The organism is Seramator thermalis, assembly GCF_004138125.1.
Lineage (GTDB): Bacteria > Bacteroidota > Bacteroidia > Bacteroidales > Dysgonomonadaceae > Seramator > Seramator thermalis.
Genome location: NZ_RXHS01000002.1, coordinates 305256 through 321499, shown reverse-complemented (window position 1 = coordinate 321499; position 16244 = coordinate 305256). Strand labels below are relative to the sequence as shown.

The window sequence follows — 16244 nt, the reverse complement described above, 5'->3', positions numbered from 1 at the left end:
GGTACTCCAAATTAAATATGTCATGAAAAAAGTTAGATTTTTCTTCCTCTTTCTCAGTCTGGTTTTTTCGTTTTCTGTTTTTTCGCAAGGGAAATCTTCCGTTAATTGGGTTGATTTTGTGAATCCCTGCATGGGCAATATCAGTCATCTGCTTGTGCCTACCTATCCCACTGTGCATTTGCCAAACAGCATGATGCGTGTTTATCCCAATCGTGCCGATTATACCGGCGATTTGTTGAATGGCCTGCCTGTCATATTAACCACACACCGCGGAGCCTCCGCATTTTGCATCAGCCCTTTTCAGGGCGACGAATCGGAAATAAAACCCGTGATGGCTTACAGTTACGACCTCGAAAAAATAAAGCCCTACGAGTATTCGGTATATTTGGACGAACAACAAATCGATGTTAAATATGCCGTATCGCATCAATCGGCCATCTATCAATTCGGTTTCGAACGCAATAAGCCCTCGTTTCTGATCGTGAGTGCGAAAAACGGTGACTTGAAATGGGATGGCAAAGCCGTTTCAGGTTACGAAGAACTCGCAAACAATACCAAAGTTTTTGTTTACCTGGAGCCCGATATTGCTCCGCAGCATGTGGATAATGCCAGAAATTCCAATAAAGATGCCTGCATTGTTTTGCATTATCCGGCTACGGCTAAGTCGATTAGGGTCAGATATGGCATTTCGTTTATCGATGCCGATCAGGCAAAGAAAAATCTAAATCGCGAAATCGCCGATTTCAATCTGTCGGCTGTTGCCGAAAAAGGTCGAAAAATTTGGAACGATGCACTGGGCAAGATTCAGGTGAATGGTGGTTCGTACGACGATAAGGTGGTGTTCTATACTTCTTTGTACAGAGTTTACGAACGACCGGTTTGCATTTCGGAGGATGGCCGTTATTTCAGTGCTTTCGATGGTAAAGTGCACAACGACGAGGGCGTTCCTTTCTTCACCGACGATTGGATATGGGACACATATCGTGCCGCTCATCCCTTGCGTGTGCTTATCGATCCCCAAACCGAAAGTAATATCCTGCGTTCGTTTTTGCGCATGTCCGAACAGATGTCAAATTTTTGGTGGCCAACATTTCCTCAGGTTACGGGCGATGCGCGTCTCATGAATTCCAATCACGGGATTGCTGCTGTCCTCGATGCCTATCGAAAAGGCGTGCCAAATATCGATTTGAAAAAAATATACCCGGCAACGCGCAATGCCGTCATGGAAAAAACATTGGCACCCTGGTCGGCAAAACCCGCCGGCGAACTCGATCGGTTTTATCACGAACACGGCTATATTCCTGCTTTGAAAGAAGGTGAGAAAGAACCCTTTCCCGAAGTTCATCCTTTCGAAAAACGTCAGCCTGTTGCCGTTACACTCGGCACTTCCTATGACGAATGGTGCCTCGCTCAGATTGCCAAAGAAATTGGGAATGAAGCCGATTATCGTTATTTCCTCGATAAATCGTATAATTATCGCAATTTGTTTAATCCCGCAACCGGCTTTTTCCATCCCAAGGATAAAGATGGAAATTTTATCGAACCGTTTGATTATAGGTTTTCCGGCGGAATGGGTGCTCGTCAATATTACGATGAAAACAACGGGTGGACTTATCGTTGGGATGTTCAGCATAATGTGGCCGATCTCATTCGCTTGATGGGAGGTAGAGAACAGTTTGTACGGAATCTCGATCAAACATTTCGTGAGCCTCTCGGAAAAAGTAAATACGATTTTTATGCTCAGCTTCCCGATCAAACCGGCAACGTAGGCCAATTCTCTATGGCGAACGAGCCTTCGCTTCACATCCCTTATCTTTATAATTATGCCGGCCAGCCCTGGAAAACACAGAAACGAATCCGACAGTTGATTCACGAATGGTTCAGAAACGATTTGATGGGCGTCCCGGGAGATGAAGATGGAGGCGGTATGTCGGCATTTGTCGTTTTTTCGCAAATGGGTTTTTATCCTGTCACGCCCGGCATTCCGGCATATAATATCGGTAGCCCCTTTTTCGAGTCGATTACCTTGAAACTTGCCAACGGCAAGGATTTGAAAATTATTGCTCACAATTGCAATGAAGACAACAAGTATATCCAATCGGCGACTTTAAACGGCAAAAAATGGACAAAACCTTGGTTTGGTCACGATGATATTAAGAACGGAGGAGTTCTCGAATTGACTATGAGCAACAGAGCCAACCTCACTTGGGGAAGTGCGCCACAGGATGCTCCTCCGTCGCAGGATAATTTTTATGAATGACATCGCATGCCACATTCTATTAAATGATTTGCTTCATGACAGAGCATTTTTTTCTGACCGAATGATAAAAACGAATTTTTATGGATCTGTGTATAAATTAAAAATTTTCTTGTAACTTTGCATCACATTTCACCCGGGGGTTTAGCTCATCTGGCTAGAGCGCAACACTGGCAGTGTTGAGGTAACCGGTTCGAGTCCGGTAATCTCCACAATAAAAAGGAATTCAGATGTTATCTCGACTACTGAATTCCTTTTTTATTTCGTACGATTTACATGCTTTATCGCACCTCGATAACCATTTCGGTCGGTTGCAGCCACGGGGCTGTAAATTTCACCTTTATTTCGTCCGAATTTTTATCTATCAATTTTACAAATGCCACTATCCGTCCATGATATACGCGATGCACATTATCGGTATAATCGCTCATATCCGAATTATTGCTCGCCTCCAACCCTAACAGACGCGCATTTCCGGAAAGATGACACGTAATCTCATCGTCCGAAATCATCACCGGAATCCCGTCTTCATCAACCACTTGAAGAGCAATTCGGGCAACGCCTTCTTCCCGATCCACCCGCTGCTCTTCCTGAATAATTTTCAACGCGTAAGGTCTCTTCGAAGTACGGATCTCATAAGTGCTTATTTCGTTATCATCGGCATCCATACCAATAACTTTCAATACACCCGGTTCATAAGGAATATCCCAATAGATAATGCCCGTTTCATCGTTATAATCTTGCACCGCACCAATCTCTCTGTCGTTAAGCAACAGTTTGGCTTTTGCGGCATTGGTATAGCATACCACACGTATCATTTGCCCTTCCCGATAATTCCAAATCGGCCATGCATCCATCGATGGCGTTTTCTCTGCAAAATCTGCGTTTTTCTCTGCTTCAAGCTGAGACCAAACATCAAACAGCCGATTTTTTCCACCTTTACCGGGAGTAGGATAGGTGCCCAGATAAGCCATCGGTTTATCCGACCAAAGCGATTGACGAAAATATCCCCTTGGCTTGATAGACCCGCCAAAATCGATCAATCCGGAATAAAATCCCCGTGAAGGCCAAGGTCCCGATTCGCCCAAATAATCGATGCCTGTCCAGAGGAATTGACCAAAAATGAATTCCTTGTCGCGAACCGCTTTCCATGCACTCATATCGTGTCGGTTTTCACTGCCGAATATCACTCTGTCGGGATATTTCTTGTGATCCGAATCATACATGCTCTCCGTATAATTGTACCCCGTTATGTCCAAAACAAAGGGATATTCGGTTTCATTCGACATGGCCACACCCGCCAAACCGGCAGTAGTAGGACGCGTGGCATCATATCTTTTCACCACTGCCACCAACCGTTTGGCAATCTCGCCCAATCGCCGTGCATCGGGGGCATCTTTTTTGTATCCGCCGAAAATCGGCTGAGTGAAACCGGTATCGGCACCTCCGTCAAGCACCAGATGCGAATACGGATCGTTGGGATAATCGACTTCATTGCCGATACTCCAGGCAAAAGTCGAAATATGGTTTCGATCACGACGCACCATATCGGCCAAATCGCGTTCACCCCATTCCTCAAAAAAATCATACGATCCGTCAAATCCCGGTGTCCCCACATTCCATCCTTCAATCCATTTGCGTTTGGGAAATTCCCATTCGTCAAACGCTTCATCCATCACCAAAAAACCCATTTCATCACATAAATCGTATAAATCGGGAGACTGCGGATTATGACTGGTGCGTATGGCATTACAGCCGATCTCTTTCAGCCTTGACAAACGTTGCCGCCAAACGTCCTTAGGGACTGCCGCTCCCAACACGCCGGCGTCATGATGCAGGCATACCCCTTTCACTTTCATCCACTCTCCATTAAGCGCAAATCCCTTGTTCGGATCGAAAGTATAACTTCTGAAACCTGTTTTGGTAACCGAAGAATCGATTTCTTTGCCATTTTTCAGTAAGGTGGTTTTAAGCGTATACAGATACGGTCGGTCAATACTCCACAAATAGGGCTTGGAAACGGAAAGAGCGGTCGAAAGCGTTGAATTTTCACCCGCCGCAACCGATAATTTGTTCTTCCGTACAGTTACGATTTTACCCTGATCGTCGAACAGTTCGTTCACGACCGTCAAATTCTCGGTGTTTTCCCCTCCGTTGGTCACCTCGACTTCGACTTGTAAAATTCCTTTTTTACCATTGGCTTCCGAAGGATAAGCATACACGCCCCACTGAGCAATGTGTACCGGATTTGCATAAACCAGCCACACGTTGCGATAGATACCCGAACCGGTATACCACCTCGAATCCGCCGTACGACTGTGATCTACCCGCACCGCAACAACATTGTCCTGACCATATTTAATATAAGGTGTAGCATCATACAAAAAAGAAATATATCCGTTTGGGCGTTTACCCAGCAGGTGACCGTTAAGGTACACCTCACTTCGGTTGTAAATGCCTTCAAAATAGAGATAAACTTTCTCACCCGACTTCTCGGCAGGAATAGGCATGTTTTTGCGGTACCAGCCGATCCCTCCCGGAAGATACCCCATACAACTGGCATGAGTGGGACTTAAAGGCTGGCGGATGCTCCAGTCATGCGGCAAATCGACCCTCTGCCATCTCTCGTCATTAAAATTATCTTCCTTAGCTTCAGGGAGATCATTTAAAATAAATTTCCAATTCTCATTTATTTTCTCGGCTTTGCCAAATCCGCATTGAGCCGCAGAGTTCACAACGTATAAAAACAAAAAAGACAGAAAAAAGAAATGCTTGATTTTTATCATATGCTTCATATTATTTCGTATTTCGTATTTCGTTTAACTTGTTTATTTATTTTTGCTTTGCAGGTAACGCACCATCTCGCAAGATGCCAAGAGAAAAGCCCCGACACCGAAATTGGCCGTCGAATGGGCATCAACCACCTGACCCGGAATGGCTTTCTCTCCAATTGGTTGCACATACCCTACTCTTCCATCGGGCTGAAGCGCCGTATTCTGCAGATAATTCCACGATTTTTTTATTACGGGTTCATATTTCCCCATATCCAAATAACCATTATTCATTCCCCACAAAAAACCATACGTGAAAAAAGCCGTACCACTCGTTTCCGGTCCCGGTGCATGTTCGGGATCAAGCAAACTGCGTGTCCAATACCCTTGAGGCTGTTGGCAAGCAGCCAATGCTTCAGCCATCGAGCGAAAGCGTTCGATATACACAGCGCGATGCGGATCGGTCTTTGGTAAATCCTGTAAGACCCTGGCAAAAGCCGCAAAAACCCAACCGTTTCCACGCGACCAAAAATCTTTTTTCCCGTTAACCGTTTTATGCTTCGGGTACACATATTTGGCATCACGATAATACAATCTTTCTTCTTTGTCATACATCAGGCTGTCGGCATAACTCCAATATTCGTACAATTTTTCCAGATAAAGCGGATTACCGGTAACCACATGCAACTTGGTCATCACCGGCATCACCATATACAAACCGTCAGCCCACCACCAGTAATTCCTTCTGTCGGTACTCATCTGATACTCCATCACCTCGCGAGCTCGTGCAATTTTATACGGTTTCGGATCCATCCGATAGAGATCGATATAGACCTGAAAACACGCCTGATGATCGCCAAAAAGCACATATTCGTCTGTTTCACCATAGGTATATTTCCATGCCTCTTTATCGTCCGATTTGGCCCCCTTCCATTCGTTGTATTCGGCCCATTTTAAAGAATAATCGAGATAAGCAGGATTTTTAGTCAAAAAATAAGCTTCCATGTTTCCTATATGATAAGTAGCATTATCCCAAAAAGCATTCACCGTGGGCGAATAGTTTTTTTGCCAATAATCATTAACTTTCCTCATGATTTTCAACACTTCATCCGCTTCCGTTTGAGATTGACTATAAGTGGATAAAAAAATGAAAAATAAAACCGAAATTGTAACACTTAATCTTCTCATATTGCATTGCTTTTACTTTTCTACTTCTAAAATATATACAGGTTGGGGTGACAATAAGCCGGTCTTTTCACCGTCTCCTTGGTCAGTATGTTGTACAAATAGATGCAGCTTATGTTCTTCTCTCCACAATTCCGTATCATAGGTCGGTTCCCAGGCACCAACCGAAAAATCGGTCAAATCCCGCGTTTCCCAAATCCCTTTTTCAAGATCCCGAGTCGATGCCAATGAAACTTTATCTCCCCGTTCCTCATCCCTGAAAATATAATAGAGGTTATTCTTTCCGCGCTCATTATCAATAACAAGTTGAGGTCGCGATATGGGAATTCTCTTGGTTCCCCCTCCCTTCAACGTAAAAGAGGTTTTCCGCTCGAAGACCTGCTGCATATGCCATGTTTCTCCATCGAACCATACCAAGCGATATTGCGGAACAGTACTTTCTCGATCGCGCCAATAGGTAGCTATATAGGGATTGCCGTTCTTATCGGCACACATGCCGGTCTGATTGATCAGCTCGCTGTCTTGCGGAATATGCCATACATATTCGGCATTCTCGGCAGTAATGGGAAGCCGGTATTTTTCTCCGTCCGATTTTTCCCACGTCACACCGCCATCGCGCGATCGCGCATAACACAAATCGTGATTGGTAGCCACATCCGGCGTCTCGCGCCATACCCATGAGAGATGAATCGTGTTGACATTATCCACATACAATTGCCAATATGCATTCCGCTCATTTTCTCCGTCAATCAACACATTCTGCACCCGCTGCCATGTTTTTGTCTTCGCTTCGTACCGGTTCATAATCAGGTTTCCCCGACCTGAGCCACCCGATCGGTAAACAAAAATCAAATCGCCGTTCGTCAGCCGATAAAATTCGGGATAAGTCACTTCTGTTTCATCTCTTCCTACCATAATTTCCTTATTCCCAAGTATCAATGATCCCGGTCTGAGGCTTCTACAATAGTTTAGCGAACTTCCGTGATGATTAAAAGCCACATGCAAAAAACCCTCGCCATCCACCATGATACTGATCACATTATGCGCATCCTCGCAATTGCCTTTATACTGCGAAAGATAAAATGTCCATTGGGTATTCCCAAGTTCTCTCTTCCCCAATGTTAAATACCCGTTTTCATCATAAAAAGCAATATATTGAATACCGTTATGGGTAACGATCGAATTTTTACGAAAAATTGCTGTATTAACAGAAGTTTGACTGTATCCCCGTTTTCCTGCAGGAACCAACTTTTGAGGATATCCGGTCACGCCGATCAAAAACAAAAACAAAAAAAGAAGAGTACGTCGCATTAAATCCTTTTATAAGTATTAAGTATATTGACACGATTAATTACAAAAAATCCAAATCCCACTCATCCATCCATTCCAGGTAAGGAATATCCTTTTCAAACTTTACAGGAAGCCACATATACCGTCCATCGATAGGAAATTTCGGCCTCCACATATCCGCCATAAAAACATAAGCATCTTTCTTGCCGTAAACCTGCTGAACAAAAGTACCCTGTCCTCCGAAAGTAATTTCCGATTTTTCTCCTCGGCACGGATTGGAATGCTGCTTCCACGGTCCCCAAATCGATGGAGCAGAAAACAACCTCGCTGCATTGGGTTCCCAACCCGTGCAACCCGACGTAATCATCCAGTAGGTACCTTTTCTTTTAAAAATGGTTGGTGCTTCATTGTGTCCTCCCGGCGCCACGCGAATATATTTTCCGGTATGACCGGTATAATCCTCTGTAAGTTCCGCTATATGCAATGTAAGATTTTCTTCTGAAGCATAAATATGATAGGCCTTGCCGTCATCGTCCACAAAGAGGGTCATGTCTCTGGCCATTTGACCTTCCTCAAGATCTCTCTTCAAAAACAACCCGTTCTCCACCGCTTTATACCACGACGGCGTCCACCAAGTCGAATATTTCTCGGGGTCGAATTGCAATTTTCGGATATCTTCCGGCATATCGAACGGATAAAACCCTTTATTAATGCGTTCGGACCGAACAAAAGTATATGGTCCCGTCACATTATCGCTCACCGCCAATGCCGAACGTGCAGCCTTATATCCCTGTCCCTTCAACTCCAGATGAAACCACATCACAAACTTGCCGGTTTTTTCATTGTAAATCACCTTTGGCCGCTCCATTACACATCCTTTTGTAATCTCACTTTTCGGATCATCCGAAACCGGCAATGCCACTCCCTCGTATTTCCAATTCACCAAATCATTGGAAGAATAACAATTAATCCCGACCAGCGCCGCATTACTATTTTCGCTCTTGTGCTCACCAAACCAATAATAGCTGCCCTCATGATAAAGCACGCCTCCTCCGTGGGCATTGATATGCTCGCCTCGGTCGTCCAACCAAAGCCTACCCGGACGAACCACTTGTTCTTTCTTCTGATAGACCCTCACATAATCGATTTCGTATTTCATCGGAAAAGCCAACACATCAGGCTCACCTCCATTGGCCCCCAACGCCAAATTCAGCAAAAGGTAATGCGGTTGTTTAAACGGATGGGTATAATTGCTCCACGCACCGTTTACGGTTTTGTTCAACGACACTTCATTCAGCAATTCGTCATCGAGATACAATTTTATGGAATTTTCCTCCCAATCCATCCTCCAAACATGAAATTCTTTTCCCCAATTGCTGTTTTTCTCGAGAAAATGACGAAAGGGAACAGCTTGGGTTCTCCACTCCGCTTTATACCGTTCATCCGTTCCCCATGCCACATTGGCGAGAAGATGAGGTTCATTGTTTATTCGGTAATATTCCATAATGTCGATTTCGCCACACGAAGGCCACTCCATTGTTGTACCCAACGTCCAAATGGCCGGCCACGAACCACTTTCCAACGGTATTCGTGCCCGTATTTCAAAACGGCCATACAAAAACTCCTTTTTACCTGCCGTTTTCAACGAAGAGGAAGTATATTCGATAAACGGTCGCGACCTTCTCCAATCGGTATTGCTGCCCTTTACATAAAGAGGATTGGGCTTTTTTTCGCGCCTCCCTTCAATAATCAGCATCCCGTCTTTGCAATACGCATTATCATCCTGATACCATTGCAATTCCTGATTACGCACAAACCCGTTTTCGAAACTCCAATAAGCAGGATTCGGTTTCCCGTCTTCGTCAAACTCATCACTCCACACCAAGGTATATTCTTGTGCGATAAGGCTTATCGAAAAAGATAAAAAAACGAAATTACACAGCAAGACACTTATCGGGAACTTCAATATATCTTTTTTCATTTTCTTTCTAGTAATTTACGGGATAATCTTTGTTGAATTTGTCGTTCCTGTAAGCCTTTTTCGCTGTCCAATCTTCAGTCTTTGCCGTCCAAAAAACATCATTGACGGGCAAACCCAACGGTAAAAAACTTTCCGAAGTGAGATACATGCTCCCGTTGTTGCTGTAGCTGTCACCCAATTCAGGCTGATGTCCGGCAAAACCGATCGTCAGGAATCCATCTTCGTTGAAATTGGTAGGATTACTGAAAATACGTTGATGCACAGCAACCAACGCAGCTCTTACCTGCCCTTCCGACAATTTCTCGGGCAATTGCTTTCGTAAAGCAAGCAATGCCAATGGCTGAAAAGCACCGGTACGATAGGTCAACGATCGGCCGATAGGTGGAAACGTTCCCTCAGGCGAAACAAGACGCTCCAAGTGTTCACAATACCGCTGTATCCTTCTCAATGCCTGCTCATATACCCCTTTCCCCGATTGGTTTGTCTGAGCCATTACTTCGGTCACCTTCAGCAACATGGGCTGTATTACAAACGAATTGTAATAATCGAAATGGAATCTTTCCCCGTCTGCATACCAACCGTCGCCAACATACCATTCGTTGATTTTCTTTACTGCCAAATCCACACGCATCGGATCATAATCTTCGCCCACCGACAACAAAAAAACCTCATTCATGGCTGCAAAAAGCAACCAGTTTGAATACGGCGGTTTCACGCGACGTAACAATTTCAATTCCGTCACGATTCGCTCTTTTGTGGTTTTGTCCAACGGTTCCCACAAGTGTTTCGGTGCCCTTAGCAGCGCACTCGAAAAGAAAGCCGAATCCACCAGCGGCTGCCCTTCTTTTCTCCAAAGCAAATAATCGGGACTTTTCGGATCCACCGCATGAACATAGCTCATTAAGGCCTGTTCGCGAAGTTTTTCTCGGACTTTCCCTTCCTCGGAATCGTCATCGGGTAATGTCAACCATGGAGCAAGACCATCCATCAGCCGACCGAAACACTCCAGGTAAGCCACCTTCTTATCCCTGCCATCCCATGTGGGGCTCACCTCAACCTGCATTTTCTTGTGAAGTTCGCCTTTCGACATACTTTCCAGTACCGGTGTCGCCATAGCGGCGAGCAATTTCCACAAATATTCACGATCCGATCCGGGAACATGCGTTGAAAAAATCTTTTCCTTTCCTTCATTTGCGGCATGAGCATATGACGGCAGCATACCTGCTGCTGCCGTCATTCCCATTGCCTTAATAAAATTTCGTCGAAACATTAATTATTATGACTTATTCTTGTTAAAATCATTTTGCACCTTCTCCTGCAACTGTAGGCCAACCCGGATTTTGATAAATCGGTGAAGTCGATACTGTTTTCCCATCCGATGCAGTAATAAGGAAATGCTGAACAGCAATAGGTCGCAAATAATGTGCCATAGACCATTTATATCCATTGTATACCAACGAAGTAGATACTTTTTCATATGGTCGTAAATACATACTCCTTTCGGGAGATGAAACATTAGCTTTATCTGTCCCGTAAATCAACTGAGATGAACCATCATCATTTTTATACCAATTTTGCATTTCACCCCAAATCTTTATTCCTTCTATATGATAAGGATTATTGATCATTTGATCCATCGCTCTCCAACGACGCAAATCCATATATCTGAGCCCTTCTGCCATAAGCTCATTGCGGCGTTCCCTCCTAATGTTATATAAAGTCGGGTTTAATAAAACCCCTTTTGAATAAGCCCCCCAATCGTTGAGTGCTTCTTTGCTCATATCTGTTGCAGTGATAGTCTTGCTATAATCGGGATCCACTCCAGCTCGAGTACGAATTGCTCTCCAATATTCATCAGCTTTAGAATCAATGGTTCCGTTTTTTTCATAGCAAGCTTCAATATAATTTAACAAAGCTTCAACGGCTCTAAAAGTAATTGAGCCTGTATAAGACTGTCCATTTCCACACTGATTCTGATAAAATGAACCACCCTTTCGTAATGCATACCCTGTACTATAAGCTTTTTCTGCTGATGCAGCTGTAATATCAGGTACTGGTTCAATAGGAACTGCATGATCACCTTCTGTTGATTCATAAATGATGTTTTTTTGTCCGGGTTCCTTTAAAAAGAGCGATAATCGGGGATCCCTATCTTTTCTAACATTAGCTATATTATCATCCCCTTTGTATCCACTGTTGTTGGCATATATAGGCAAACCATTTTTCATCAAAAAGCTCTCAACCAAACCTCTCGTAACCCCAACACCGTAATCTCCAAATTGTGCAGCAACAACAACACAATGAGTAATACCAAGCCCCTTACTATATTCACGCCACAAAAGAACCTCGTCGTAACCGGATAAATCAACCGATCCAAACATATCCATGTAGGGATTAACCGGATCGGTCGCAGACTGTTGAACTTCTCCGGTATTAACAGTTAAATTATTAATATATTTATCCGCAACTTGCTTGGCAGCATTCATCGATTCTTGTAAAAAATAATCTATTTCACTATCGATATCACCCGATGGATAAGAATAATTTGCATTATAATCTTTATCCTTACCAGGCCAACCTTCACCGTTAGGAACAAAAGCAGTACCCTTGAAATATTTCAGCCATGTTCCCTCAAACAAAGCAACTCTTGATTTCAGCAACAGGGCAACATCTTTTGTTATTCTGGTTTTTCTGCCATCGATGTTCGTAGACAATAATTCAATTGCTTTATCCAGATCGCTTAAAATAAATCGAGCAACTTCGTTTCTGGGACTTCTTTTACTTGCTTCAACTAACGGCTCTAATTGATCCGGCAACGGCTCAGTTATTATAGGAAAATCTCCGAACTCCTGATATCTCTTGAAATATTCATATGCTCTAAGAAAATAAATTTCCCCAATATAATGCTTTATTTTAACATCAGAGCCACTTATCCCTTTTGAATTGTATTTGGGAAGAACTATACTCAAAAAATAGTTGCAGCTATAAATATAGTTGAAATACCAATCTCCACCAGTTTGCCCCACTTTCCACTGACCGGGAACATAGCGATTATCGTAAGTTATATATGCTTGATTATCGGTATGTTGATCTATTCCAAACGTTCCGTAACTCCAATTACCATGCGATGGTAATATGTTGGTATATAATCCATTCGCATAGGCTGCCAACTGAGATTCTTCATTTAAATAATTTTCCGGAGTAATTTTACTTAACGGTTCTTTATCCAAAAAATCATCGCATGAAAAAAAACAAATCGTCAAAAATATACCTAAAAGGTGTCTATTTATATTTAAAAGTTTCATAAGAAAAAAATTTTAAAGAGTTATACTTAATCCGAATGAAAACACTTTTGATAGAGGATAAGCATTCCCATTTCCGTCTACTCCGCCACTCACTGTTTCCGGGTCAAACATTTCTGCCATCTTTGTTCCTGTCCATAAATTCTCACCAGAAACAAAAACCCTTATCCTGTTTAGATTCACCTTACTTAATAAAGAAGCGGGTAAAGTGTATCCCAATTGCAGGTTTTTTAATCGAATATAGGAAGCGTCTTGCAAATACCTTGTTTGTACTTGCTGATTTTTGCCAGTACCGAATATAGGGCGTGGGTAATAAGCATCTATATTCACATCCAACTCATTGGATGGTTTATCTCTGAAATAATCAACGTGGGGTACCAGTCCTGCCGACCACCATTTGTTATCTGTAACCCCCCAAAAATAATAACTCCCCTGCCAATAATCTCTTTTTAGTACTCCCTGGAAAAAAGCTCTGAAATCGAAACCTTTCCAATCAGCAGAAAAATCGAGTCCAAAAAGATAACGAGGAGTGTTATTCCCAATAACCTTTATGTCTCCATGATTATCGACTGTATAAGCACCATTATCAATCTTTCCATCATTATTCAAATCTTTATACATAATATCACCGGACTTCCAGTCAGCTCCAAGTGAATTTTGCCCGCCCTTTGGTAATGAAGCCAAATGGGCTTGCATTTCCTCATCAGTTTTCGCTATTCCTATAGTTTCATATCCCCATATTTCTCCCAATTTCCGTCCTTCAATATATTTGCTTAACGTATTCGTGGGATTCGGATACCTCGTTATTTTTGTTTGTGAGTCAGATAAAAGTAATTTAGCACTGTAACCCAACCCGTTGTTCAAACGATCATTCCAACTTATTTCAAAATCAAAACCATAGGTTTCCAAGTCTGTATTATTCGTTTTAGGAACATCAATACCAAGTATTACAGGCAATTCTTGTGCAGGACCAATCATATTTTTTGTTTCCCTTACAAAATAATCAAACGATCCCCTCAAACGTTGATTAAAAAATCCAAAATCAAAACCCATATTCCAATTTTTCACTTTCTCCCAACCCATAGTCGAACTTATTAACGACGGGACATATGCAGTATTAGGACGTCTGCCATTTTGCAACCAACTCCCCTCATTCGAATAAACAGGCATGACTTGGTAAGTGGGGTACCAATTTGAGGTATTTTGATTTCCTAATTCCCCATATGAAACTCTTAATTTGAATAAATTAATGGTATCATATAATGATTCCCAAAAATTTTCTTGCGCCATATTCCATCCTAGCGAAAAAGAAGGAAATAAATTCCATCTTTTATCTTTTCGAAATCGTGAAGTACCATCATATCTTAAATTAATTTCAGCCAAATACTTGTTTTCATAATCGTAATTGATCCTGCTAAAATAACCGGCAGTACTCCATGAATCCCTTGATCCATTCACGGAAGGAGTAACCGGATTCCCGTTATAGTCAAGCCCTGAAGTCAAATCTAGCTCAGGAAGAGAAGGCACAATTATGCCGTCTCGTTGCACTCCAAAAACTTTTCTCTTCAAATCTTCTGCTTGAACTCCGGCCATCAATTTAAAATGATGACTATCCTTTAAAGAAAAACTATATTCTGTGTAAGCATTAATATTGAAATAATCGTCATTGAAATAATCCTCATGAACATTTGAACTGCTTTTATAAACATAAGGATTTCCATTAACATCATGATTGTATGTTCTTTGTGAATCCCAATGTCTTTCTGCAGTCGTTATTCTATAATTTAAGTTGATGTTGACAATCCAATTTTTTATAGGTTCCAAGACCAAATATCCTTGATGATAAATATTATCTGTTTTGGTTTTGTCTTTTCCTCCTGTTGCCAATCCCAGTGCCGGTGAAGGAGATGAGTATAAATAACCGTTCGGATCATACAAGGGTAATGTTGGCCAACCTTGTCGAGCCAAATCACTATATAATCCATCGGTCATGTCGGCCGGTCTTTGATAGTTTTCACGAGAAAAGCGTACATTATATCCCAAATTCAACCAACTTGTTAATTGAGAATTAATTCTACCGAATACCGTATAACGATCATAAAAATCTTTGGACAATTTCATCAATCCATTTTGATCCAAATAATTAAAAGAAGTATAAAATGTCGCTTTCTCATTTACTCCCCCGCTTGCACTCAAATTATGTTCTTGCGCATAAGAGGTACTTTTGTAGATGGCATCATACCAATCTACATTATCATTACCATAAGCATACCCATCAGCCCAATATTGGGGATTACTCGGATTGGGAATAATGGAAGATGTAATTTTACCCTCCTGATAATCTTTTATCCTCTGTAGATGTTCCTCCGAAAAGTGAGGACTCCATCCGGCATTAATTGAGGCATCATTAAAGTAAGTGGCAAAAGTATAAGAATCCATCATTTTAGGCTTTAAGACAGGGGAATTCCATCTAAAATTATTATTATAATTTATTACTGTTTTCCCTGCTTGTGCTTTCTTTGTCGTTACCAATATAACACCAAACGGGGCCCGCGATCCATAAATAGAAGAAGCTGCCGCATCTTTCAATATGGATATATTCTCTATATCTTGAGGATTAATCGCATTTAAAACCCCCTCCATCCCATCGATCAACACCAATGGACTCCCTGTAGATCCTTCTCCTATTGTGGCAACACCTCTGATATTAACAGAGGGTTTCGACTCCAAACTTCCATTTGAAGCAGAAATATTTAATCCGGGAACTAACCCTTGTAATGCTTGTGTAACATTAACTACCGGTCTCGATTCGATATCCTTGGAACTTGCCGTACTAACCGCTCCCGTTAAATTCACTTTTTTCTGTGTGCCAAATCCCACTACAACCACTTCTTCCAACATCTCGGGTTCTTCTTCCATTACCACATCTATAGCAGTCCTGCCATTCACCGGTATGCGTTGCGTTTTCATTCCCACATAAGAAATTTCCAGCGTGGCATCTCCAGGAACATTGGATAAGATAAAAAAGCCGTCCAGATCGGTTATTGTTCCGATAGTAGTGCCTTCAATCCGAACAGTAACACCGATAAGCGGTTCGCCCTTCATATCTTTTACCGAACCTCGAACGGTAAGTTCTTGGGCAAACATTGTAAGGGAAATCATCCATAGAAAAACGAATACTATCCCTTTTGTCAAATTTAATGAAATCTTTTTTTTCATTTTCATGTTTTTAAAATTAATATTTTGTTAACCGGAATTTGATAATAAATAGTTTACTCAACTTGAATTTCATAAATGTGAACCATTCACACTTATCTCTCAATTGCTTCTCATTACATTGTTTGTGAGTTTCATATTATGATTGATTTTCTTGTTAACCACCTCCTTTCTCCGATATCTCTTTCATTTGCATTAAAATATTATAAAATTTTTCGTTTTCAAAATTATATATTCATAAT

8 protein-coding genes and 1 tRNA gene are annotated in these 16244 nt (G+C 42.0%); 2 read left to right on the top strand and 7 right to left on the bottom strand.

Annotated features, from left to right (window positions below):
* The first annotated feature begins 22 nt into the window (after positions 1-22).
* Both EJN84_RS03500 and EJN84_RS03495 read left to right on the top strand, forming a co-directional pair.
* Entirely contained in the window at positions 23-2260 is a 2238-nt protein-coding gene (locus EJN84_RS03500) for a GH92 family glycosyl hydrolase (protein ID WP_129594128.1), read from the top strand.
* 135 nt (positions 2261-2395) lie between these two features.
* Positions 2396-2469: transfer RNA gene (locus EJN84_RS03495), tRNA-Ala, on the top strand.
* A gap of 69 nt (positions 2470-2538) precedes the next feature.
* Here the strand turns inward: EJN84_RS03495 and EJN84_RS03490 are convergent.
* From EJN84_RS03490 to EJN84_RS03460, 7 genes are read right to left on the bottom strand one after another with little or no spacing between them, the layout of a single operon-like run.
* Positions 2539-5052, bottom strand: coding sequence for a sugar-binding domain-containing protein (locus tag EJN84_RS03490; RefSeq protein WP_449441386.1), 2514 nt, complete (start codon positions 5050-5052; stop codon positions 2539-2541).
* Between the two features lie 33 nt (positions 5053-5085).
* Positions 5086-6216, bottom strand: coding sequence for a glycoside hydrolase family 88/105 protein (locus EJN84_RS03485; protein ID WP_129594127.1), 1131 nt, complete (start codon positions 6214-6216; stop codon positions 5086-5088).
* Positions 6217-6228: 12 nt separating this feature from the next.
* Positions 6229-7524 carry an alpha-l-rhamnosidase gene (locus tag EJN84_RS03480; protein ID WP_129594126.1) on the bottom strand — a complete coding sequence of 432 codons (1296 nt, stop codon included), beginning with the start codon at positions 7522-7524 and terminating at the stop codon, positions 6229-6231.
* A gap of 40 nt (positions 7525-7564) precedes the next feature.
* Positions 7565-9484, bottom strand: coding sequence for a family 43 glycosylhydrolase (locus tag EJN84_RS03475; protein ID WP_129594125.1), 1920 nt, complete (start codon positions 9482-9484; stop codon positions 7565-7567).
* A gap of 7 nt (positions 9485-9491) precedes the next feature.
* Positions 9492-10754, bottom strand: a complete 1263-nt coding sequence (locus tag EJN84_RS03470) for a DUF2264 domain-containing protein (RefSeq protein WP_129594124.1) — start codon at positions 10752-10754, stop codon at positions 9492-9494.
* A 28-nt stretch (positions 10755-10782) separates the two neighbouring features.
* Complete coding sequence (locus EJN84_RS03465) at positions 10783-12789, bottom strand: RagB/SusD family nutrient uptake outer membrane protein (RefSeq protein ID WP_129594123.1); 2007 nt, start codon at positions 12787-12789, stop codon at positions 10783-10785.
* 12 nt (positions 12790-12801) lie between these two features.
* A complete protein-coding gene (locus EJN84_RS03460) occupies positions 12802-16011 on the bottom strand; it encodes a SusC/RagA family TonB-linked outer membrane protein (RefSeq protein WP_238943913.1) in 3210 nt (1069 codons plus the stop codon).
* Positions 16012-16244: the final 233 nt, after the last annotated feature.